Origin of the sequence: Neisseria canis, assembly GCF_900636765.1 — a bacterium.
In the GTDB taxonomy this organism is placed as follows: Bacteria; Pseudomonadota; Gammaproteobacteria; order Burkholderiales; family Neisseriaceae; genus Neisseria; species Neisseria canis.
Genome location: NZ_LR134313.1, coordinates 1,352,049 through 1,374,014, shown reverse-complemented (window position 1 = coordinate 1,374,014; position 21,966 = coordinate 1,352,049). Strand labels below are relative to the sequence as shown.

General features: G+C 46.0%; 18 protein-coding genes and 2 rRNA genes. 7 read left to right on the top strand and 13 right to left on the bottom strand.

The window, feature by feature from the left end; translation table 11 throughout:
• Positions 1-117: 117 nt before the first annotated feature.
• Positions 118-1,053: a bifunctional riboflavin kinase/FAD synthetase gene (gene ribF / locus EL143_RS06470; protein WP_085417090.1), complete on the bottom strand. Its 936-nt coding sequence runs from the start codon at positions 1,051-1,053 to the stop codon at positions 118-120.
• Positions 1,054-1,283: 230 nt separating this feature from the next.
• On the opposite strand from ribF, the gene EL143_RS06465 reads away from it, so the two are divergent.
• A complete protein-coding gene (locus EL143_RS06465; RefSeq protein ID WP_085417089.1) occupies positions 1,284-2,033 on the top strand; it encodes an amino acid ABC transporter permease in 750 nt (249 codons plus the stop codon).
• Positions 2,034-2,171: 138 nt separating this feature from the next.
• On the opposite strand, the gene EL143_RS06460 is transcribed toward EL143_RS06465, so the two are convergent.
• From EL143_RS06460 to EL143_RS06445, 4 genes are all read right to left on the bottom strand, one after another.
• A complete protein-coding gene (locus EL143_RS06460) occupies positions 2,172-2,909 on the bottom strand; it encodes a GntR family transcriptional regulator (RefSeq protein ID WP_085417088.1) in 738 nt (245 codons plus the stop codon).
• Positions 2,910-3,227: 318 nt separating this feature from the next.
• Positions 3,228-3,953: an amino acid ABC transporter ATP-binding protein gene (locus EL143_RS06455; protein WP_085417087.1), complete on the bottom strand. Its 726-nt coding sequence runs from the start codon at positions 3,951-3,953 to the stop codon at positions 3,228-3,230.
• Positions 3,950-4,747, bottom strand: coding sequence for a 16S rRNA (adenine(1518)-N(6)/adenine(1519)-N(6))-dimethyltransferase RsmA (gene rsmA, locus EL143_RS06450; RefSeq protein WP_085417086.1), 798 nt, complete (start codon positions 4,745-4,747; stop codon positions 3,950-3,952). Before rsmA ends, EL143_RS06455 begins: the two co-directional genes overlap by 4 nt.
• A gap of 83 nt (positions 4,748-4,830) precedes the next feature.
• Complete coding sequence (locus tag EL143_RS06445) at positions 4,831-5,238, bottom strand: YqaA family protein (RefSeq protein ID WP_085417085.1); 408 nt, start codon at positions 5,236-5,238, stop codon at positions 4,831-4,833.
• 152 nt (positions 5,239-5,390) lie between these two features.
• Between EL143_RS06445 and EL143_RS06440 the strand changes: the two genes are divergently transcribed.
• Entirely contained in the window at positions 5,391-6,236 is an 846-nt protein-coding gene (locus tag EL143_RS06440; protein ID WP_085417084.1) for an SDR family NAD(P)-dependent oxidoreductase, read from the top strand.
• Complete coding sequence (locus tag EL143_RS06435) at positions 6,233-6,847, top strand: Maf family protein (protein ID WP_085417083.1); 615 nt, start codon at positions 6,233-6,235, stop codon at positions 6,845-6,847. The genes EL143_RS06440 and EL143_RS06435 overlap by 4 nt, the downstream gene beginning before the upstream one ends.
• Before the next feature lie 249 nt (positions 6,848-7,096).
• Here EL143_RS06435 and porB read toward each other — a convergent pair whose 3' ends face one another.
• Positions 7,097-8,182, bottom strand: a complete 1,086-nt coding sequence (gene porB, locus EL143_RS06430) for a trimeric porin PorB (protein ID WP_085417082.1) — start codon at positions 8,180-8,182, stop codon at positions 7,097-7,099.
• A 560-nt stretch (positions 8,183-8,742) separates the two neighbouring features.
• Here porB and EL143_RS06425 point away from each other — a divergent pair.
• Positions 8,743-9,228, top strand: a complete 486-nt coding sequence (locus EL143_RS06425) for a disulfide bond formation protein B (RefSeq protein WP_085417081.1) — start codon at positions 8,743-8,745, stop codon at positions 9,226-9,228.
• Between the two features lie 98 nt (positions 9,229-9,326).
• Here the strand turns inward: EL143_RS06425 and EL143_RS06420 are convergent, their stop codons facing one another.
• From EL143_RS06420 to pgaA, 4 genes are all read right to left on the bottom strand, one after another.
• Positions 9,327-9,722: a hypothetical protein gene (locus tag EL143_RS06420; protein ID WP_126326663.1), complete on the bottom strand. Its 396-nt coding sequence runs from the start codon at positions 9,720-9,722 to the stop codon at positions 9,327-9,329.
• A gap of 18 nt (positions 9,723-9,740) precedes the next feature.
• Entirely contained in the window at positions 9,741-10,964 is a 1,224-nt protein-coding gene (pgaC, locus tag EL143_RS06415; RefSeq protein WP_085417079.1) for a poly-beta-1,6-N-acetyl-D-glucosamine synthase, read from the bottom strand.
• A gap of 129 nt (positions 10,965-11,093) precedes the next feature.
• The gene (gene pgaB / locus EL143_RS06410; protein ID WP_232001371.1) at positions 11,094-12,953 is read right to left on the bottom strand and encodes a poly-beta-1,6-N-acetyl-D-glucosamine N-deacetylase PgaB; all 1,860 of its coding nucleotides are present in this window, start codon (positions 12,951-12,953) and stop codon (positions 11,094-11,096) included.
• Positions 12,954-13,098: 145 nt separating this feature from the next.
• Positions 13,099-15,507, bottom strand: coding sequence for a poly-beta-1,6 N-acetyl-D-glucosamine export porin PgaA (gene pgaA, locus EL143_RS06405; RefSeq protein WP_085417077.1), 2,409 nt, complete (start codon positions 15,505-15,507; stop codon positions 13,099-13,101).
• A gap of 443 nt (positions 15,508-15,950) precedes the next feature.
• Here pgaA and moaC point away from each other — a divergent pair, with 443 nt between their 5' ends.
• From moaC to dtd, 3 genes are read left to right on the top strand one after another with little or no spacing between them, the layout of a single operon-like run.
• On the top strand, positions 15,951-16,454 hold the full coding sequence (gene moaC, locus EL143_RS06400; protein WP_085417076.1) for a cyclic pyranopterin monophosphate synthase MoaC: 504 nt from the start codon (positions 15,951-15,953) through the stop codon (positions 16,452-16,454).
• Positions 16,454-17,215 carry a HesA/MoeB/ThiF family protein gene (locus EL143_RS06395; RefSeq protein ID WP_085417075.1) on the top strand — a complete coding sequence of 254 codons (762 nt, stop codon included), beginning with the start codon at positions 16,454-16,456 and terminating at the stop codon, positions 17,213-17,215. Before moaC ends, EL143_RS06395 begins: the two co-directional genes overlap by 1 nt.
• 1 nt (position 17,216) lies before the next feature.
• Entirely contained in the window at positions 17,217-17,678 is a 462-nt protein-coding gene (gene dtd / locus EL143_RS06390; protein WP_085417074.1) for a D-aminoacyl-tRNA deacylase, read from the top strand.
• 548 nt (positions 17,679-18,226) lie between these two features.
• On the opposite strand, the gene EL143_RS06385 is transcribed toward dtd, so the two are convergent.
• The 3 genes from EL143_RS06385 to EL143_RS06375 all read right to left on the bottom strand — a co-directional run bounded on the left by EL143_RS06385 (position 18,227) and on the right by EL143_RS06375 (position 21,935).
• Positions 18,227-18,523, bottom strand: coding sequence for a ComEA family DNA-binding protein (locus EL143_RS06385; RefSeq protein ID WP_085417575.1), 297 nt, complete (start codon positions 18,521-18,523; stop codon positions 18,227-18,229).
• Between the two features lie 260 nt (positions 18,524-18,783).
• Positions 18,784-18,896, bottom strand: a 5S ribosomal RNA gene (gene rrf, locus EL143_RS06380).
• A gap of 152 nt (positions 18,897-19,048) precedes the next feature.
• Positions 19,049-21,935 (bottom strand): 23S ribosomal RNA (locus tag EL143_RS06375).
• Between the last annotated feature and the right edge of the window lie 31 nt (positions 21,936-21,966).

Here is a 21,966-nt window from a genome sequence, read left to right as displayed (position 1 = left end):
TTTGGTTCTCTGTCGCTGTGTTGTTCGGCCCGGCTCAGATTAAACTGCCGACCCGATATTTTAAAGTAAAGAAAATAAAACTATTGTAACGGAATTGCCTTGATTTTATAAGGGCTTTCAGACAGGCATAGGCTGCCAGCGTTTCGCTTCGGCCATATCCGCCCGAATCTGCGCCATCATGCTTTCTATATCGGGAAACTTTTCTTCATCCCTTAACTTGTGCAGGAAGTGGACATTCAAACGTTCTCCGTAAATATTTCCTTCAAAATCAAATATATGAACTTCCAGTTTCTGACTACTGGTTCGGGAAACCGTGGGGTTGACTCCGAAGCTGGCCACGCCGCGCTTTCTGCCAAAGCTGCCTTCCGCCTCAACTACAAATACACCGCTCAAAGCATAATGATGGCTGGGCAAATGAACATTGGCCGTAGGGCAACCAATCGTCCTGCCCAACTTGGCGCCGTGTTTAACCCGCCCGCTGAGCACATACTCATGACCAAGCAGGCTGCGCGCGCAATCCAGCAAGCCGCCCGCCAAAGCCTGACGCACAGCCGTGCTGCTGACCCTCATATTCTCAATCAATACCGAAGGCGTGCGCTCGGTAAACATTCCTTCCTGGCTCTGCAGCAAGGTAAAATCCCCATCCCGCCCCGCTCCGAAACGGAAATCGTCGCCCACCAAAAGATAGCGCGTATCCAGATTTTGGCGCAACAGGCGGTCGATAAAAGTTTGTGCCGGAATATCGGCAAAGCTTTGGTTAAAACGCAGCACCCAAACGGCATCCAAGCAGCCGGTTGCTTCCAACAGCATCAATTTGTCGCGCAGCGGGCTGAGCCGGTAAGGCAGCGGTTTATCGAACTTGCGCGCAAAAAATTCAGGAGGTTGCGGCTCGAACACAATCGCCACAGCCGGCAAGCCGCGCTTTTGCGCCTCTTCTTTCAAGCGGCGCAAAATGTGCAGATGCCCCGAGTGAACCCCGTCGAAATTACCGATGGTTGCGGCAACCCCTTGCGCAAAAACAGGTTTTCGGTTTAAACCGAACCAAATTTCCATGTGATTTTTCTAAGCAGTATTAATCAAAACCAGTTATTTTAAACGGTATGCCCGCTTTACGACAATCCGGTTCCGCCATCCGGGCTGGCCCATATGCCTGTCTGAAAGAATTTATGTAAAACATAAAATTAAAAAACCTTTAATTTGTATTTTCTTGTAAAATACTGGGTTTACTTTTGTTTCAGCGCCTGAACGCGCTTTCTAACTGCAGTTTTTCTAAAGAAAAAATTATGGATTTCAGATTCGACATCATCTACGAATACCGTTGGATGTTTCTTTACGGAGCGCTCACCACCCTGGGATTAACCGTAGCGGCCACTTTCGGCGGCACCATACTCGGCCTGTTCGGAGCTTTGGCGCGGATTGTGCGCGTAGAAAAAGGCGGTTGGCCGCTGAAACTTTTGGTAAGCCTGCTGCGCAGCATTACAACCGTATATGTAACCCTGTTTCGCGGCACACCTTTGTTTGTACAAATCATTATTTGGCACTTTGTCTGGTTCCCCATTTTGGTAAGCTACGACGGCGGCATTTTGATTAGCGGTGCGGAAGCCAATGAAATCCGCCGAAACTACGGCGCGCTGATTGCCGGTGTGTTGGCGCTTACCGTAAACGCAGGTGCGTATATCACCGAAATTTTCCGCGCCGGCATCCAATCCATCGACAAAGGCCAAATGGAAGCAGCCCGCTCTTTGGGCTTGAGTTATCCGCAAGCCATGCGTTATGTCATCCTGCCGCAGGCAACCCGCCGCATGCTGCCGCCTCTTGCCAGTGAGTTTATTACGTTGCTGAAAGACAGCTCGCTGACTTCGGTTATCGCCGTTGCCGAGCTGGCCTATGTTCAAAAAACCATTTCCGGCCGCTATTCTATCTATGAAGAACCTCTCTATACCATTGCCCTGATTTATCTCGCGATGACCATGTGCCTAAGCTGGCTGTTTGCCTCGCTTGAGAAAAAATACAATATCCAAGGCCGCCGTTAATTTCTATTAAAAACACAATGCCTGTCTGAAAGTTTTCAGACAGGCATTAATATTTTCGATTGATAGTTAAGTCAAACAGTCAGCAAGCATTTTCCTATAACCCGAATCGCAATCCTGTAAAGCATCAGCAACAAGCTTTCAGACAGGCATCCGATAAGCTTCGTCAGCTTCCTCCTCAAACTGCTCCTCCAAGCGCACCAACACCGCCTCCAAATGCTTGCGCATCTTCTTGGCCGCCCTTTTGTATTTTCCAGCCTCCAGCAACGCCAACATCTCCGTATGCTCGTGATTATTGTGGCTATCATGCTTCACAGCCTTGCCTGTCAGCGCCACCATTAAAGAAGAACGTGCGCACAACGAAGCCATCATATCAACCAACACTTGATTATTTAAAACACGCGCCAGCTCAATGTGGAACGCATTCGACAAGCGGTCGCGCCCCACCCTGTCGCCCGCCTCATGCGCCTCAGCCTGCTGCGCCACCAAACGGAAAAGCGGCTCCAGCTTTTCCCGCACATTGGGCAACTCTGCCAACTTGCCCAAAGTCATTTCTTCCAAAGCAATCCGCATCACAAACACATCGCGTATTTCCTGCAAATCCGGCACATGCACAAACGCGCCGCGGTTAGGCAGCAAATCCACAATCTTGTCGTGAGCCAGTAAAGAAAGCGCGCCCCGCACCGTATTGCGCGAGCACACCATCTGCCGGCACAAATCCGATTCAGTCAGCTTCTTACCCGGCAGTAACACGCCGTCCATAATCGCATTCAAAACCGCATGGTAAACGCGGGTAAGCTCGGTATCATGACGTTCGATTACCGCTACGGGAGACGCTACAGTCGATTGAACTTCCGCGATATTTTCCATGTCTGCCATAAACACAGCCCAAATCCAAAATATTTAAAAAATCGTTCACAATCTTAAATAAAATTGTTGACAATCCCAGCTAAAAAAAGCACAATCATTCTCAACAAACGCCAAGTTGAAAAAGGCAACCAAATAGAGGACTTTACACTAAGCCCGTATCCGAATTCCTTATCGGTACGGGCTTGCGTATTATAACCAATCCGTTTTCCATAAGATACATCCATATCAGGCTTTGCATCATTTCTTCCAATATCCGCTGGCATGCCTGTCTGAAAAATGAAAAAACGCCTAAAAAATTCAAGCGTTTTTTAAACTGCCTTTTTTAAATTAATGCTTTATTTGTGCTAAAAACTGCTTTGCACGCTCTGTTTTCGGATTCAAGAAAAAGCTTTCAGGATCCGACTCTTCCAAAATTTGACCGTGGTCGACAAAAATAATACGGTCGGCCACTTCGCGCGCAAACCCCATTTCATGAGTAACACACATCATCGTTATACCGGTTTTTGCCAAATCTTTCATCACTTTCAGCACTTCGCCCACCATTTCAGGGTCAAGCGCAGAAGTCGGTTCGTCAAACAACATCACCCGCGGCTCCATCGCCAAGCCCCGCGCAATCGCCACACGCTGCTGTTGGCCGCCGGACAGTTCGCTTGGCAAGGCATCTTTTTTATGTTCAAGCCCTACACGCTCCAGCAGCTCTACCGCCTTTTTCTCAGCATCTGCGCGGCTTACTTTTTTCACCTTCATCGGCGACAAAGTAATGTTTTCCAACACGGTCAGATGCGGGTACAAATTAAAATGCTGAAACACGAAACCCACTTCGGCACGGATTTTGTTCAAATCGGTTTTCGGATCGGCTACATTCACACCGTCCACCCAAATTTCACCCTGCTGAATCGGTTCGAGCTGGTTAACGGTACGGATAAGCGTGGATTTACCGCTGCCTGAAGGCCCGCACACCACCACAACCTCGCCTTGTTTGATTTCCAGATTCACGCCGTTAATCACATGCAGGTCTTTGAAATGTTTATGTACGTTTTTAAATTTAATCATTGATTTCTTTCTTCAGACAGTCTTTTTTCTGCCAAATAATTACTGAGTTTCACATAAAGCTCCGGCGCAATATGCTCCGCGCGGTCCTGTGGGTTGATGCCTACTGCGGACAAATCCTCGTCAGAGGCGATTTCTTTCAGGTTGTTGCGTATGGTTTTGCGGCGCTGTGCAAAAGCGGCTTTAACCAACATGCTGAAATGTTCAAAATCATCCGCTTCACCGATGCGCCCTTTTTGCGGAATCATGCGCACCACGGCAGAATCAACTTTCGGCGCCGGATCAAATGATTCGGGCGGCACTTCTATCAGCATTTCCATATCAAAAAAATATTGCAGCATCACGCCCAAGCGGCCGTAATCGTTGGTTTTCGGCGCTGCCACCATGCGCTCAACCACTTCTTTTTGCAGCATAAAATGCATATCTTCCACATCGTCCGCCACTTCTCTCAAACGAAACAGCAAAGGCGTAGAAATATTATAAGGCAGGTTGCCTACAATTTTTTTCCTGCCCGGCACGCTGTTAAAGTCAAACTGCAACACATCGCCTTCATGAATAACCAATTTATCCGCAAAAGGCTGCATTTTCAGGCGCTTGATAATATCCCTGTCGATTTCGATAACGTGCAGCTTATTCAGCTTTTTGGCCAACGGCTCGGTAATCGCAGCCAAACCGGGGCCGATTTCGATAACCGTATCCCCAGGCTTCGGACGCACGGCACTCACAATATCATTAATAATGCGCGTGTCTTGCAAAAAATTCTGCCCGAAACGCTTGCGGGCCTTATGCTCTTTCATACGGTTTCTTTTAAGAAAAATGCAAACGCGTATTGTAACGGATTTTTACCATCCACGGCACGGCATTGATGCACAACATAAAATCAAAAAGCAGAAAGGCCGGCAACCAACACGCCATAGCGTGCACATTTGCCAATTGCCAGCATCAAACAGCTCATTCCGAAAGGCAGGCGCAGCCAACCGGCCGCAATCGGCAAAGCATCACCTACAAACGGCACCCACGCCAGCAAAAGCCCCCATACGCCGTATTTTTTCAGACAGGCCTCCGTTTTGCGGTTCGGCGTGTATTTACGGGGCAACAATCTTCCCATGCCATAAGAAGCAATACTGCCCAAAGTGTTACCGCATGCCGCCAGCCCAAATGCCTGCCACACACTTTGCGGATAATTACGCACCATCACCGCCAACGCAGCTTCCGAAGTGCCGGGCAGAATTGTGGCGGAAGTAAATGCAGAGAAAAACAAAGCAGCATATTGCCAAAATAAATCCATTGAAAGCCTTCAATGCAATGCTTGAATTTTCAGACAGGCATTGCCTAATCAAACCATCCCACGCTTGCTCTATTTTGCCGATTTTAGCTCAAACCGCCGTACAAAGCTGCTATGATTCAGTTCTATTACTATTTAACACCAAAGGAATATTCATGCCTCAATCCGTTTTGATTACCGGCTGCTCCAGCGGCATCGGCTACGACACTGCCAAATTTTTAAAACAAATGGGCTGGCAGGTTTTCGCCACCTGCCGCAAACAAGAAGATGTCGAACGGTTACATCAAGAAGGCTTTACACATGCGCTGCAGCTGGATACCGCTGACAGCGAAAGCATACGCTCTGCTTTCGATACCGTGTTACAAACTACGGGCGGCAAGCTGGATGCTTTGTTTTGCAACGCAGGCTACGGGCAGGTCGGCGCTGTGGAAGATATTCCCCGCGACGCTCTGCGCGAGCAGTTTGAAACCAATGTGTTCGGCGCATGGGAGTGCATCACATTGGCCATGAAAGTTTTCCGACGCCAAAATCACGGGCGTATTCTGGTTAACAGCAGCATTCTGGGCTTTGCCGCCATGCCTTGGCGCGGAGCCTATAACAGCAGCAAATTCGCTTTGGAAGGCATGTGCGACACCTTGCGGCACGAGCTTCACGGAAACAATATTTATGTAAGCCTAGTAGAGCCCGGCCCGATTGCCACCCGTTTCAGAGCCAATGCCCTAAAAAAATTTGCCGAACATATTGATTATGAAAGCAGCTTTCATGCCGAAAGCTACCGCCGGCAACTTAACCGACTGGAAGCCGAAGGGTCGGTAGCACCATTTACCCTAAGCTCCCCAAGCTGCGCCGTAGTGTGCGTGCGCGCACTAACGGCTAAAAAACCAAAAGAGCGCTATCTGGTTACCGTGCCTACCGTTGTGTTTTGGTATCTGAAGCGCCTGCTGCCTACCACCCTACTTGATAATCTGCAGCGCGCTGCCGTGAAAGACCAAGGCAAATGAAGCCGGCGCTTTACCTTGCATCCGGCAGCCCGCGCCGCAAGGAAATTCTGGAAAACTTAGGCTATCAAGTTTTGCGCCTGCCTGCCGATATCAATGAAACACCGTATCCGGGTGAAACCGCATCCGCATACGTTGCACGAATGGCTGCCGAAAAAAATGCAGCAGCCCTAGCACTTTGGCACACCCGACACATACATACGCCTGAATATCCATTGCTCACAGCCGACACCACTGTTGCCCTCAATAATCAGATTCTCGGCAAACCCGATAATGCACAACATGCTGCTGAAATGCTTTCAGCTCTTTCGGGCTCTACACATCAGGTACTTACTTCAGTTTGCGTATATTTCAATGACACCCGTCAATGCACTACACAAACCAGCCATGTTACTTTCAAAACTTTAAATCCATCCGAAATCTCAGCCTATATCGCTTCTAAAGAACCACTCGACAAGGCCGGCGCATACGGTATTCAAGGCTTGGGCGGCGTTTTTATAACGCATCTGCAAGGCAGCTTTACCGGTGTGATGGGTTTGCCTGTTTATGAAACTACTTTGCTATTGGAAGAGTGTGGATATATTACCCCGCCGTTTAGTATTGAATATGGTTAAAAGACAATTACCAAATCACATTTACCATCATATTTAGATGTGGCTCATCTCCTGCATTATTGAAAATCAAAATGCTCAGAGCAAGCCCGGATGTGTGAGCATGTAGTTTTTTAGTTTACTGTTATATAAGATTTAAAATGAAATGCCTGCCTGAACTCTTTTTCAGACAAGCATTGCATTTGAATAACAATCTGATAACAAAAGAGCCTGCATTTGCAGGCTCTTTATTAGCTAATCTTTACATCAAGATTAGAATTTGTGACGCAGACCAACTAAACCAGCAGTATTTTCGGTTTTGTTGTCACCGCTACCAGCTTTCAACCAACCGGCAGAAACCATAGCAGTAGTGCGTTTAGAGAAGTCGTAGTCAGCACCCAATACAACTTGTTTGTAGTTAGTACCATCTACTTTGTTACCGCCTGATTTAGCTTTGAAGCCATGAGCGTAGCTCAAACGAGGAGTTACGTTACCGAAAGTGTACGAAGTGGTAAGCGCAGCTTCATGAGTTTTCAAGCGACCACTTGTATCAGTTACATTTGCATCAGTTTCAATACCAGCAATGGTATTTCTGTAGCTATTTTCGCTATCCCAACCATTGGTGTATTGGTAGCCTAAACCTACAAACAGATTATTAGCATCATAACCCGCTTCCACTTTATGAGCTTGTGCAGATTTGCTATCATTATTCGCTACATATGCAGCTTTCTTGTAACCAACACCATATTGAGCAAAGAAACCGGCATTTTCATAGTTCAAGCCAGCATAGTAAGCTGAAGTATCACTTAATTGTCTACCTACTACATCATCATCACGACCAGTATTAGTTTGATTATCACGAGGAGTAAATTGAGCATTGAAAGAGAAACCGGCCCACACTGGAGAGTCATAACGTGCAGAGATTACGCGTTTACCGGTACGTTCAAACACACCCAAACCTAATGCAGGATTTTTATATTCCCACGGATCCAAAGCATCCATATCTTTTAATTGGGTGCTCAGTTTACCAGCGCGGAATTTACCCCAAGTTTCACCTTCCAAACCGATGAATGAATCACGGGTACCCCAGCCACTATCAGTACCCGCAACAGAAGCATTTTGCTCAAGTTGCCAAATAGCGTTCAAGCCAGAGCCTAAGTGTTCGGTACCTTTAAAACCAATGCGCGAACCGAAATCAGTAATCTTAGTTTCAGTGTAATCTTTTTCGCTTACACCATTTACACGATGTTTAACTTGAGCAACTTCTACACCTGCTTTAATTTGACCATACAGGATCACTTCAGCAGAAGCGGCGCCAGACAAAGCTACCAAAGACAGAGCAATCAGAGTTTTTTTCATTGCTGTATTCCTTTTCTATCGTTTAAGAAAAACAAACTCAAACAGTAAAACATTTTGTCTAAGTTTTGAATTCACCGCCATGAACGGCGATTCCATGACTGCTAATATAAATGCTTCGTTTGAAAAAAACAAACTTTATCGCCTTTTTCCGCCGCTTTTTTCTGCCGTCTGTGTATGTTTAACTACACATAAATAGATTTTCTATATATTTTTCAATTAGATAAAAAAATGAAAAATCAGATTTGTATGTTTACAACAGATTTATTTTTTTTTGTGGTTTTTTGGCACCCCCTATCTATATTTACTTGAGCTTTAGGGCTTGTTGGTAATTTTTTTGCCGGATTAGCAGGTATATCACATAGCAAATCATCTAAAAAACGGTATGATTTATAAATGCCCAAGATAAGTTAAGCATGCGACACTGTTGCTGAATAAAAGAGTCAATTATGCCTCTCTATACGACAAAACTATGTCATACTCCAGTTTACTGCAAGTATGGTTGAACAGACTTCTTTAACGCCATTGAACGGGTCTGCCTGTCTGAAATTTTATGGAAGTAGATGATGAATTATCGTAAAGCCTTATCCGCTGTTTTTATTGCCGGTTTGCTCTGCTCCGGCACTTCTTTTTTTGCACAATATATAATGAAGCTGAATCCTTGCCCCTTATGCATCCTACAACGGGTGGCTGTGATTGCTGTAACATTAGTGTCTTTGATTGTGCTTATTTTGCCTGTACATAGAAAAGAAGGACGGATTGTTGCGGCTGGTTTGGTTAGTGTTCCTGCTTTATGGGGATTCGGAACGGCTGCCTACCAAATTTGGCTGCAAAGTCTGCCTGCTATGGAGCGCCCTTCGTGCGGGGCACCTTGGACTTTCCGCTTGAAAAACTGGCCTTTGTTTGATGTGTGGGAACCTGTCGTCCGCGGGTTTGGTGATTGTGGTATACAGGAATATGTGATGGGAATTCCTTTGCCGGTATGGAGTATTATGTTTTTTGGCTCAGTATTGGTTTGGGTATGGTTTGCACTGAAACTTTCTAAATAAACATAGTTGTGAAAACGCTTTTACCAGGTATTTCAAATAAACAATGCCTGTCTGAAAACTATTTTTCAGACAGGCATTGTTTATTTGAAACGCTATTATTATTTCTTTAAATTCCGATTCGGCGGCAACTCATCAAGTTTTCTATATTCTCTTGTGGTTTCTACTGCTGTTTTAATCCTTGCGGCAGTACGGCGCTTATTACGCAGCGCACTAACGCGTGAAGTGGCCAGAATTGACCAGCAAAATAAGATATTCAATTGAGTTAACGTAACAACGGCTACGGCTTTGATCAAGTCTACCAGATTCCATGTACCGATAATAGGTTCAAAAATCAATGTTTTGTGATCATTGAAAACAAAATATACGGCAGCAAGCCACAAAGCCCATGTGATTGTGAAGATCAAAAGGCTTTTAGCGCTAATAGAGCGGTTTTTACTACGTGCTTTTTTAATGATCATTTGATCACGCAGGTTCTTTCTATTTTCCGGCGGCATAATGTTTTCTCCCGTTTATTACTGTACACCCCGATCAGGGCTTACCCATGTGGCCTTGCGCTGTTTATCACGCAGAATAGCTTTAGGGAAGCCGTGTACCAAAGTAAGGCTGTTAAGAAGCCAAAAAACGTAAGGATACCAGATACAGCTTACAAAATAGCGAAAAAGGTTGCCTTCATAGCGACTGTCGATAAACATACTGACAGAAAATTGCAACATAAACATTAAGAAGGTAATTAACCCGCTTACTTCTACTAATGTAAAATCAGCTTGACCGGTCAAAACACGGAAAAATCCGTAAATCATGAAAGCAAACAAGCAATACGCCCAAACAAGTGTTACAAAGTATTCAAAATACAATGGCCACAGCCGGAAATTTTTAACATGCCAAATCTGAGGGAAATATTTCAGAATCACTTCCGCCCCGCCCTGCGCCCAGCGCAAACGTTGCTTATATAATCCTCTAAGCGTTTCCGGCATCAATACCCAACACAGCGCCCGCGGTTCATAGGCAATATTATAGCCTGCAACTTGGGTTTTCCAGCTGACATCAATGTCATCGGTAATCATATTGTCACTCCATCCGCCAATGCGTTCGATTACATCTTTGCGGATACACATAATGACACCGGATACGGTAAACAGCGTACCTAAAATACTTTGCGAACGTTTGATTAAGCCGATAATGGAGCTGAACTCCGCCACTTGCAGCTTGCCCAGTACCGTGCTGCGGTTTCTCACTCGCGGATTGCCGGTTACTGCACCTAAACTCGGATCCTCTTCAAGGCTTTGCACCATATATTCGATGGCGTTGTAATCCAGAACGGCATCGCCATCAATACCTACAATATATTTGCCGCGTGCATGCCGCATACCATTATTCATTGCCGAAGCTTTACCGCCGTTTTCCTGATCAATCCCCACTACTTTATCGGAAATTTTTTCCCAGCTGCGGATGATTTTCAGGGTATCGTCGCTACTGCCGTCATTAATGAAAACAAGTTCATAGTTCGGGTAGGAAAGGTTTAAAAGATGAGGGATGGAGTTGTTGAGATTGTCTGCCTCGTTGTAGCAGGGTATCAACACGCTGACCATAGGGATTTCTTCCTGATTATGAAAATCAGGTTCAGTCATTTCACGTTCCCAGAATATGTAGTAAATCACGCCGGAAATTGTCCAGTACACGGCCATCACGCCGGGATACATCATGACAAAAACCGCTAAATAATCGTACCATTTCATTTGTTATTTGCTCTTATATATCTTGGTGTTGGTTGTATTTGGCAAATTCATCTAGTTTCAGACAGGCATCAATCTAATGCCTGTCTGAAATGCTTCATCTGACAAGTTTAATTGGAGCTAAGATAATATTTACTTTCCAATTGAAAAAGCCGGCTTCACAATATTAATTTCCGGCCTGTTGTTCACAAAATCGTCAGGCGCGTAGGCTATATTTTTAATGCCTTCTTTTTTCAGGTCATCCATCCATTGAACGAGCTCTTCCGCCGGAACAGGTTGCCCGCTTTGCCAATTTCTCGCTTGCAGCTCAAGAATGGTTTTGTCTAAAGGAAGGCCTGTTTTTTTCACACTATGTGCTACATTTTTTACCCACTTATCTGCTTCTTTGGCCGTGGCGTTTTTTCCTTTTTCATAAACCATAATGGTTACAGCAGTATAGTCGTAATGATTGACATACTTAGCAAGGCTTCTTGTAAACCACTGATGCGCTTCACTATTTGAGGTAGGACCTGCATATAAATTGCGAACCGTTTTCAATTCGACCGCCCCGTTAAAGCTATATTTCATAGCACCGGCTTTCAGCTGGTTCGAATAACTGATTAATCCGTCAGTATTACGCTCCGCCTGCTGCCAATATTGCGGATTATTACCCGCACCGGCGGCTAAATTACCTTTGAAATCTGCAAATACCGTATCATCTTGAAATAACAAACCATTAAAACGGCTGCTGAATGATAAGTCTTCATAAACTTCTGTTACGGCACGCTGATTCTTACCGCTGCTAAACGATAAACGGCGCGTGCCATTATTGGCGACATAATCATAGCCTGAACCCAAATTGAATGCGGTCATCGGCATCCAGGCATACACTTTTACATTTGAGCGGGTCATTAACTGCCATGCCACGCGGCTGAACAAGTCTGCTTTAACCTTCAAATGGCGGTTGGGGAAATATACCGACTCTGCCACGCCATTGCCGTCTTCATCAGAAAATGCCTGAAGATAAACAACGCTAACGCCAAGCTGGGAAACTCTGCTGACCAATTTATCGAAATTACGATTGAATTGCGCTTTATCCGGGCTATATAAGTCATCTAAATTCACATACACAGCCCGTTTGATTTTCTTCTCAAACATCTTACCTTCAAGATAAGATTTGATAACGCCGTAGCCGGTTTCATGATCGACAAGAAGCCTACCTATATGTCTATCATTTTCTTTGTTTAACTTTTGGTCAAATAAAGTGAAATCACTATCGAAACCTTCCTTTCGAGCAATTTCAGTGGCTTCTTGGTTGTATTGCCCATAAGGCCATACCAAAGCATTAGGTCTTTTTCCGGTGTGTTTTTCAATAATATCGGCAGAGAGCCTTAAATCCTGCGCAATCCGTTTACGGTATTCTTCCGGCGTTTCATAACGGCCGTTTTCATATTTTCCGGGCAATGCGGCGGCAAATTCAGAGCCGAAAGGGTTACCGAAATTACTCCGGTGCAAATCGTGGGTATGCGAAGCAATTTCTATCAAACCACTTTTCTGCATTTCACGTACTTGCTCCCATGTGATAAAGGCTTTTCGGGGCAATTTTTTCTTACCGTAGGCAATATAACCATTAGCCGGCGTTTCCATCCAACTGGTTACCAAAGCATACATTGCCGGGTAATTATAGGCTTTCAACACAGGAAAAATTGTTTTGTAAAAACTGAGGTAGCCATCGTCAAAGGTAAGCAAAACCGGCTTGTCGGGCAGTTTTCCTTTTCCGGCACGCGCATCTTTAATCTGTTGCCAGCTTACCGGTGTGTAGCCGTTGTTTTTCAACCAGTTAAAATGATTGATAAGCTTATTTACCGTGATGGTTTGCGGATAATATTGGCGTCGGAATTCGTCATCAAACTCATCACGCCCGTCTGCCTCTGGCGGCGCACTTTCGTCAACCACATCGTGATAGCACATTACACCATATTGCAGGTTGGCTGGGTAGGCTGTACCTACCATACCCAATAACAATGCAAACGCAGATAAAAAACGGATACTTTTCATAAGGCAAACCCTTGATCCTAGTACATGGTTGTGGCTGCAAAATTATAGTAACAAGCTCTGTTCAGACAGGCATATGCCTGTCTGAAAACCATGTTTTTAATTATTTGAACTTCACATTTAAATTAACATTACCAAAGTTTTGAAACTCCGGTTCGCCGTCATAAATAGCCTGTTTACGACCCAACTCATAGCCCAAGCTGGTTTTCTTGCCAAGCGACCAATCATGGCCGTATTTCAACAACCAAGTATTTTCAGGACTATGGTTTGCCTGCCAATAACGACCCACACCACCCGTTAATTTCTGGTTCAAACGGATACCATTATTCAACGGCATGGCATATGAAAGGCTGAGGCTGCCACTTACCGTTTTGCTGTTTTTCGGGTTGTAATAATAGGCAGAAGGTGTGTCTTTATTGTTGCTATAATCTGCCCATAAAGAACCATCCAACTTCCAGCGGTTACGTTGGTACAACATTTGGGAAACCCAGCCGTAAACGCTCTTACGGACATTATCATCATCAAATGTCATCACTCCTAATCCAGCTCCCGCACGGGTATTGGCGGAATGAGTATAAGAGGCGCCCAGATTATATTCATCGGCATAAACCCCCTGTTGAAGCGCTTTAGTTGGTGTGTTGGCGCTATTATGTGCGGCTTTGGCATTCACGCTAATGCGTTCATTGATGCGGTAATCTGCACCTATGTTTGCATAAACTTTTTTATTCAGATCGGTACCATGACCGGCCTCAACGTTTACCGTTACAGGATGCAAGCTGATATCCGCACCAATACCAACCCGGCCGGCGCGCAAAGGATCGCCATTATTCGGAACATAAGCCGTTTGCTCGGTAATGTAAGCCCGATGTCCACCCGCACTACGCGGGGTATGCAAAGTTACATTCTGACCCCATTCAGTGCCGTCCTTAGGCGAGGTAGTTTTCATGGCGCTGCCGGATATATTCAACTGCGCTGCACGGGCTTTGTCATATTGTTCCCAAAAAGCTTTGTAGGCAGGATCTTTTCTATCCAGCTTTGATGCCATTTCTTTTACTGCCCCCCAATTACCGGTGCTCATCCAAACATTGGCAATTTGATTGTTTACCCAAATTTGGCTTTCAGGAGAAATATGATCTTTGGCCTGCTCATACCATTTGATGGCCTCGTCACCTTTACCATTCCAATAAGCCAAGTCACCACGCAAAATCATAGCCCATGGGTCGCCCGGATGCTCGGCAAGCCACGCATCCATCAATGCGGCGGCTTTCTTATGGTTTCCGTTCCATGCTTCGAGCCGGGCGTTCCAAAAAAACTGCTGGTCATAGTAAGGATTATCTATTTCCCGGGTGTGTGTGAAGTCTGGAACGTTTTTTTTTGGGTTCCAGCTTTTGACACGCTCCTGTGCATCGGTATAGAAACCCATATCCGCATCGGCCTCTACCAGTTTACCTGTCAGATTTGGAGAAACCGCACCAGATTCTGCTTTTTGCTGCTGCATGATTTCTTGATAAATACTCCGAGCCGTAATCGGGCTGCCATTCATTGACAGAGCTTGCGCATACTGCTCTTTCACATATTGCGGCTGCTCACCTATACGGCGCAACATGTTGTAGTCTTCCAATGCCTGTTTGTCTTTACCCAAAGCGATTGACGCTGCCATGCGGTCACGTATGGCATTGATTTGCAAATCACTGCCAGCTGGGGCTTGGTTGGCTACTTCATTCAAACTATTGTAGGCAGCCTCCAATTGCACGACATCATTGGTTTCACGGCTCAACCTTAATTGAGTTACCGCCTTACTCAATTTCAACCACAATAAATCAGTTTGACTGAACAATTTTGGATGACGCTGAATCAACTCATCCTGCACAGGGTATGCTTGAAGTTGTGCGGCAGTACGATAGGTTTGCAACACTAAATCTTTATTTTGAGGGTCTTGAGCCAACTTTTTTTGCAGGGTCTCCAAACGCTCAGAAAGCGACTGCGAACGCTGGTTAATATATTCTTCCGCCGCAGTAATATCTGCATCATTGCCAAATCGTTTACGGTATTCGATAATCTGGTTGCGTGCAGCAGCATGTTTGCCTGCTTCCGAAGAGGCCAAAGCGCCTCCAAGAAAACCTATTTTTTTGTATGCATCGACACGCTGAAGTTGCGCATACAGCACTGAAGATTCTTGAAATTGTTTATTGTCACGCGCCGCTTTGGCTAAGTTTTCCAATTCGTCGGAAGTATAGTTGTTAGGCTTGCATTCCGAGCAAACGACCAACGCTTCCGCAGGTTTGCCTTGACGCACAAGCAGCGCGATTAAATCGGCTCTAACTTTTGTGTCTTTACTTTGCGCATAAAGTTTACGCAAAGCGCCAATTGACTCAGCCAACTCCGCCTGACCTTTGCGCGCATGCAGCGCCCAATGTTCACGTTCGGCATTGATATCTCGAGCTACGGCTCCCAAAGGGGCACAGGCCAAAGCCACAGCTAAGCAAATAGTGGTTTTTCTGATAGATTTCATAGTGTTATTTCAGTTAATTCTTTAAATTTAAAGACACAATGACTAAAAAAATCGTTATTATAAAGCAGCCTTTTAGGTTTGCTGGGACTGAGTTAAGACTATTTCTTGGTAAGCAGGGATATTTATTGAATTATTGTGGGTAATAAGAAACAATTTCTCCTCAGAAACTGTCTAAAACATGCTACAAGAATGATAAAACCAAGGAAAGACAGCCTGTATTAACGGTCAGCCCGAGGGCTTAACGGGAATTTGAGTTTTAAAAATGCAACAATTATCCCAACAATATGGAAGCGCTGCGTAAATCGCGGTATAAACATTTTATTTTAGTTGCAGCAGCATAGGCGCCATTTCAAAAATCTATTAAAATATCATGGTGGAAATCCACACCAAACGTTTACAACTCACTTAAATCTATAAGACATTCAAAATTTAGGAAAACTACGATGTTTGACGAATTGACCCATTTCAATGAAAACGATGAAGCACATATGGTAAATATCGGCGATAAAGAGCCTACCGAACGAGTTGCAGTGGCCAGCGGCTACATCAATATGAGTCCGAAAGCAGTTCGTATTTTGGCAGAAGGCTCTGCCAAAAAAGGGGATGTATTGGGCGTTGCCAGGGTAGCCGCCATTCAAGGTGCAAAGCAAACCAGCTTTCTGATACCGCTTTGTCACCAGATTTCGCTTACCCATGTACGCGTTGATTTTGAAATCGATTTGGATGTAAGCCGTGTTAAGGCAACGGTTACCGCCAGCACAACCGGCAGCACAGGCGTAGAGATGGAAGCGCTTACCGGTGTCAATGTTGCATTATTAACAATTTATGACATGCTCAAAGCTGTAGATAAAAGCATGAGCATGACTCATATCCGTCTCGAAAGCAAAACAGGTGGAAAAAGCGGCGACTTTTCTTTCGAGCAGAGCTACGAGGGCATAACTTTTTAATGGACGACCGCGATTTACTGCGTTACAGCCGCCATCTTCTACTTGACGAAATCGGTATAGAAGGACAGGAAAAGCTTTTAGCGGCAACCGCACTGGTCATTGGCTGCGGCGGACTTGGTTCCGCCGCTTTGCCTTATCTGGCGGCAGCAGGTTTAGGACAACTTATCATTGCTGATGACGATCTGGTTTCAGATACCAATCTACAAAGGCAGGTTTGCTTCACAGAAGCCGATATTAACCTCTCCAAAGCTGAAACCATAAAAAAACGTTTAGAAGCAATAAACAGCCGCGTAAATATACGGGCACTCCATGAGCGCCTGTCTGAAAAACGTTTGCTGGAATTAGCAAATGAAGTCGATATTATTTTAGATTGCTGCGATAATTTTGCCACCCGTTTGGCTGTCAACCGGGCCAGTGTAGCAGCAAAAAAACCTTTAATATCCGGAGCAGCGGTACGATTTGAAGGGCAACTTGCCGTTTATCGTCCGGATCTGCCTGATTCGCCTTGCTATGCTTGTCTTTTTGACGGAGACAATGCATCCGATGGCGCTTGTGCAGTATTTGGCGTATTCGGACCCTTAGTAGGCATAATCGGCACCACTCAAGCAGCAGAAGCTTTAAAAGTTCTTACTAATATAGGTACACCATCACATGGCAGTCTAATGATTTACAATGCGCTAAATAGTGAATGGCAACGTTTCACTTTCGGCCAAAATCCTACTTGCCGCATATGCAGCAATGTTTCAGACAGGAGTAGCTAACATGCGTGCCGTTATTCAAAAGGTCAGCCATGCACACGTTGATGTCATCGAAAACGACACTGATATAACCACAGGAAAAATTCAATCAGGATTCGTTGTGTTACTTGGCATAACACATAAAGATACGGAAGCTGATGCATACTATATTGCGGAAAAAATAACACATCTACGTATTTTTGAAGATGTTAACGGCAAACTCAATCTCTCTCTTAAAGATACTGGCAGCTCCGTTTTACTGATTTCTCAATTCACCTTATACGCAGATGCACGCACAGGAAGACGCCCTTCTTTCTCAAACGCAGCAAAACCCGACCATGCATGTAAACTTTATGAGCAAGTAGCAGATATCTTACGTTCACAAGGTATTGAGGTACAAACCGGCCAATTCCAAACCCATATGAAAGTAACTTTATGCAATGATGGTCCTGTTACTATTTTGTTAGATTCATATAAAGAATTTTGAGGCTATCCAAGATAAAAAAGTTCATAGAAGTACCCCCGCTTGTACTTCACATCTATATTGACTGAATTTATAAAAGGACTGATTCGGATTTGAAGCGCAACTTTCCATAACAGAAAAAGGCCGGTATGCGGGGTATGAACTGTCCCCCAATCCTTGGACAAGTTAAAAATGTTTCTCAAACAGCCTCTTCAAGCTAAGTTCTGTAGGCCACAGGGCTCAGCTTTTTTAAGTTTAGGGGCTAATCTACTTCAGACCCTAATAGTAAACATAGGTATATTATACGAGCATATTTAAGTAAGACTTATACACTGATTTATATGTTTATTTACTGTTTGGGATGGTTTTAGGGTATGAGGCTTTTCAAAGCGGGATGATTGAAATGGCAACGCCGAATTTCTTATCAACTTATGAACCCGAACCCTGCCTGTCCGAACAGCGTCTGCATCTTCCGTCTTATTGACGCGTTCACCTCCAGCCAGCCCGCAACAAAGGCCCGTTGACGGGCCTTTTGCACTATCGGTGTTAACAGCTTCGTTTCCAGTTAAAGGCTACTTGGCCTTGGGCTGCACCGGTTTGGCCGGTTTGGCCTTCGCCGCACCCGACACCGTCGCCTCTTCCTTCAGCTTATTGAAGATACCGTCCCCGATACCCTTCACCTTCTTCAACTCCTCCACACTTTTAAAGGCACCGTTGGCCTGACGGTATTCCACTATCGCCGCCGCCTTCGCCGGGCCGATACCCGGCAACGCCTTCAACTCCTCCGCCGTCGCCGTATTGATATTCACCGCCGCCAGCGACCACGCACACGACAACGCCGCCAACACACCCAACATCAGTTTTTTCATGTATGTTCCATCCTTAATATGATACAGCCGGTTTCCCGAATGTGTTTGGTCAATATACCGTACATAACGAGCCTCCGCCCTTTATGAACAGCCATCATAACCAAACCCTCCCGGCCTTACAAGCCGTTTTTCCCGTTATTATCAGTTTTACAACAGTTCAACTATTAAATTTTTACCCCTCTGCACCGCCATACACCCAATACCGCCAAAAGCAAAAGCGAATCCCCGATATCATACAATATCGGGGATTCTGAATGGGTGTCTGGCAGTGACCTACTTTCACATGGGTATCCACACTATCATCGGCGCTGAGTCGTTTCACGGTCCTGTTCGGGATGGGAAGGCGTGGGACCAACTCGCTATGGCCGCCAGACGTAAACTGTACAAATCGGGAAAGCCGTTATGGAAGAGTCCTTCCACTTATTTATTCTTTAATCAACTGTGATGTGTATCGTCTTCAAGACTGATATAAGCTTTCATATTCAAAGTACCGCATCCTTCAGAATGCAAAGTTCTTCAAATGATAGAGTCAAGCCTCACGAGCAATTAGTATCGGTTAGCTGCACGCATTACTGCGCTTCCACACCCGACCTATCAACGTCCTGGTCTCGAACGACTCTTTAGGAGGGTCAAGCCCTCAGGGAAGTCTCATCTTCAGGCGAGTTTCGCGCTTAGATGCTTTCAGCGCTTATCTCTTCCGAACTTAGCTACCCGGCGATGCGACTGGCGTCACAACCGGTACACCAGAGGTTCGTCCACTCCGGTCCTCTCGTACTAGGAGCAGCCCCCGTCAAACTTCCAACGCCCACTGCAGATAGGGACCAAACTGTCTCACGACGTTTTAAACCCAGCTCACGTACCACTTTAAATGGCGAACAGCCATACCCTTGGGACCGACTACAGCCCCAGGATGTGATGAGCCGACATCGAGGTGCCAAACTCCGCCGTCGATATGAACTCTTGGGCGGAATCAGCCTGTTATCCCCGGAGTACCTTTTATCCGTTGAGCGATGGCCCTTCCATTCAGAACCACCGGATCACTATGTCCTGCTTTCGCACCTGCTCGACTTGTCGGTCTCGCAGTTAAGCTACCTTTTGCCATTGCACTATCAGTCCGATTTCCGACCGGACCTAGGTAACCTTCGAACTCCTCCGTTACTCTTTGGGAGGAGACCGCCCCAGTCAAACTGCCTACCATGCACGGTCCCCGATCCGGATCACGGACCTGGGTTAGAACCTCAAAGACACCAGGGTGGTATTTCAAGGACGGCTCCACAGAAACTGGCGTCTCTGCTTCTAAGCCTCCCACCTATCCTACACAAGTGACTTCAAAGTCCAATGCAAAGCTACAGTAAAGGTTCACGGGGTCTTTCCGTCTAGCAGCGGGGAGATTGCATCTTCACAACCATTTCAACTTCGCTGAGTCTCGGGAGGAGACAGTGTGGCCATCGTTACGCCATTCGTGCGGGTCGGAACTTACCCGACAAGGAATTTCGCTACCTTAGGACCGTTATAGTTACGGCCGCCGTTTACTGGGGCTTCGATCCGATGCTTGCACATCTTCAATTAACCTTCCAGCACCGGGCAGGCGTCACACCCTATACGTCCACTTTCGTGTTAGCAGAGTGCTGTGTTTTTAATAAACAGTCGCAGCCACCGATTCTCTGCGACCCTCCAATGCTTACAGAGCAAGTCTTTCACATCGAAGGGCATACCTTCTCCCGAAGTTACGGTATCAATTTGCCGAGTTCCTTCTCCCGAGTTCTCTCAAGCGCCTTAGAATTCTCATCCTGCCCACCTGTGTCGGTTTGCGGTACGGTTCGATTCAAACTGAAGCTTAGTGGCTTTTCCTGGAAGCGTGGTATCGGTTACTTCTTGTCCGTAGACAATCGTCTTCACTTCTCGGTGTTAAGAAGACCCGGATTTGCCTAAGTCTTCCACCTACCGGCTTAAACAAGCTATTCCAACAGCTTGCTAACCTAACCTTCTCCGTCCCCACATCGCATTTGAATCAAGTACGGGAATATTAACCCGTTTCCCATCGACTACGCATTTCTGCCTCGCCTTAGGGGCCGACTCACCCTACGCCGATGAACGTTGCGTAGGAAACCTTGGGCTTTCGGCGAGCGGGCTTTTCACCCGCTTTATCGCTACTCATGTCAACATTCGCACTTCTGATACCTCCAGCAACCTTCTCAAGTCACCTTCTTCGGCCTACAGAACGCTCCCCTACCATGCACTTAGTGCATCCGCAGCTTCGGTTACAGATTTGAGCCCCGTTACATCTTCCGCGCAGGACGACTCGACCAGTGAGCTATTACGCTTTCTTTAAATGATGGCTGCTTCTAAGCCAACATCCTGGCTGTCTGGGCCTTCCCACTTCGTTTACCACTTAATCTATCATTTGGGACCTTAGCTGGCGGTCTGGGTTGTTTCCCTCTCGACAACGGACGTTAGCACCCGCTGTCTGTCTCCCATGATTGCACTTTCCGGTATTCTTAGTTTGCCATGGGTTGGTAAGTCGCAATGACCCCCTAGCCATAACAGTGCTTTACCCCCGGAAGTGATACATGAGGCACTACCTAAATAGTTTTCGGGGAGAACCAGCTATCTCCGAGTTTGTTTAGCCTTTCACCCCTATCCACAGCTCATCCCCGCATTTTGCAACATGCGTGGGTTCGGACCTCCAGTACCTGTTACGGCACCTTCATCCTGGCCATGGATAGATCACTCGGTTTCGGGTCTACACCCAGCAACTCATCGCCCTATTAAGACTCGGTTTCCCTACGCCTCCCCTATCCGGTTAAGCTCGCTACTGAATGTAAGTCGTTGACCCATTATACAAAAGGTACGCAGTCACCCAATAAATAGGCTCCCACTGTTTGTATGCATCAGGTTTCAGGTTCTATTTCACTCCCCTCCCGGGGTTCTTTTCGCCTTTCCCTCACGGTACTGGTTCACTATCGGTCGATGATGAGTATTTAGCCTTGGAGGATGGTCCCCCCATATTCAGACAGGATTCCACGTGTCCCGCCCTACTTGTCGTATACCTAGTACCACTGATGAAATTTCGAATACGGGGCTGTCACCCACTATGGCCAAGCTTCCCAGCTTGTTCTTCTATCTCAACAGCTATCATATACAGGCTCCTCCGCGTTCGCTCGCCGCTACTTACGGAATCTCGGTTGATTTCTTTTCCTCCGGGTACTTAGATGGTTCAGTTCTCCGGGTTCGCTTCGCTTATCCTATGTATTCAGATAAGGATACCGTACAAAATACGGTGGGTTTCCCCATTCGGACATCACCGGATCATAGCTTTATTGCCAGCTCCCCGATGCTTTTCGCAGGCTTACACGTCCTTCGTCGCCTATCATCGCCAAGGCATCCACCTGATGCACTTATTCACTTGACTCTATCATTTCAAGAACCTCTCTGACTTCGTT

Coding starts and splice junctions, on each gene's coding strand:
- ribF (WP_085417090.1), bottom strand. CDS start 1,053: ATGGAAATTTGGTTCGGTTTAAACCGAAAACCTGTTTTTGCGCAAGGG.
- EL143_RS06465 (WP_085417089.1), top strand. CDS start 1,284: ATGGATTTCAGATTCGACATCATCTACGAATACCGTTGGATGTTTCTT.
- EL143_RS06460 (WP_085417088.1), bottom strand. CDS start 2,909: ATGGCAGACATGGAAAATATCGCGGAAGTTCAATCGACTGTAGCGTCT.
- EL143_RS06455 (WP_085417087.1), bottom strand. CDS start 3,953: ATGATTAAATTTAAAAACGTACATAAACATTTCAAAGACCTGCATGTG.
- rsmA (WP_085417086.1), bottom strand. CDS start 4,747: ATGAAAGAGCATAAGGCCCGCAAGCGTTTCGGGCAGAATTTTTTGCAA.
- EL143_RS06445 (WP_085417085.1), bottom strand. CDS start 5,238: ATGGATTTATTTTGGCAATATGCTGCTTTGTTTTTCTCTGCATTTACT.
- EL143_RS06440 (WP_085417084.1), top strand. CDS start 5,391: ATGCCTCAATCCGTTTTGATTACCGGCTGCTCCAGCGGCATCGGCTAC.
- EL143_RS06435 (WP_085417083.1), top strand. CDS start 6,233: ATGAAGCCGGCGCTTTACCTTGCATCCGGCAGCCCGCGCCGCAAGGAA.
- porB (WP_085417082.1), bottom strand. CDS start 8,182: ATGAAAAAAACTCTGATTGCTCTGTCTTTGGTAGCTTTGTCTGGCGCC.
- EL143_RS06425 (WP_085417081.1), top strand. CDS start 8,743: ATGATGAATTATCGTAAAGCCTTATCCGCTGTTTTTATTGCCGGTTTG.
- EL143_RS06420 (WP_126326663.1), bottom strand. CDS start 9,722: ATGCCGCCGGAAAATAGAAAGAACCTGCGTGATCAAATGATCATTAAA.
- pgaC (WP_085417079.1), bottom strand. CDS start 10,964: ATGAAATGGTACGATTATTTAGCGGTTTTTGTCATGATGTATCCCGGC.
- pgaB (WP_232001371.1), bottom strand. CDS start 12,953: ATGGTAGGTACAGCCTACCCAGCCAACCTGCAATATGGTGTAATGTGC.
- pgaA (WP_085417077.1), bottom strand. CDS start 15,507: ATGAAATCTATCAGAAAAACCACTATTTGCTTAGCTGTGGCTTTGGCC.
- moaC (WP_085417076.1), top strand. CDS start 15,951: ATGTTTGACGAATTGACCCATTTCAATGAAAACGATGAAGCACATATG.
- EL143_RS06395 (WP_085417075.1), top strand. CDS start 16,454: ATGGACGACCGCGATTTACTGCGTTACAGCCGCCATCTTCTACTTGAC.
- dtd (WP_085417074.1), top strand. CDS start 17,217: ATGCGTGCCGTTATTCAAAAGGTCAGCCATGCACACGTTGATGTCATC.
- EL143_RS06385 (WP_085417575.1), bottom strand. CDS start 18,523: ATGAAAAAACTGATGTTGGGTGTGTTGGCGGCGTTGTCGTGTGCGTGG.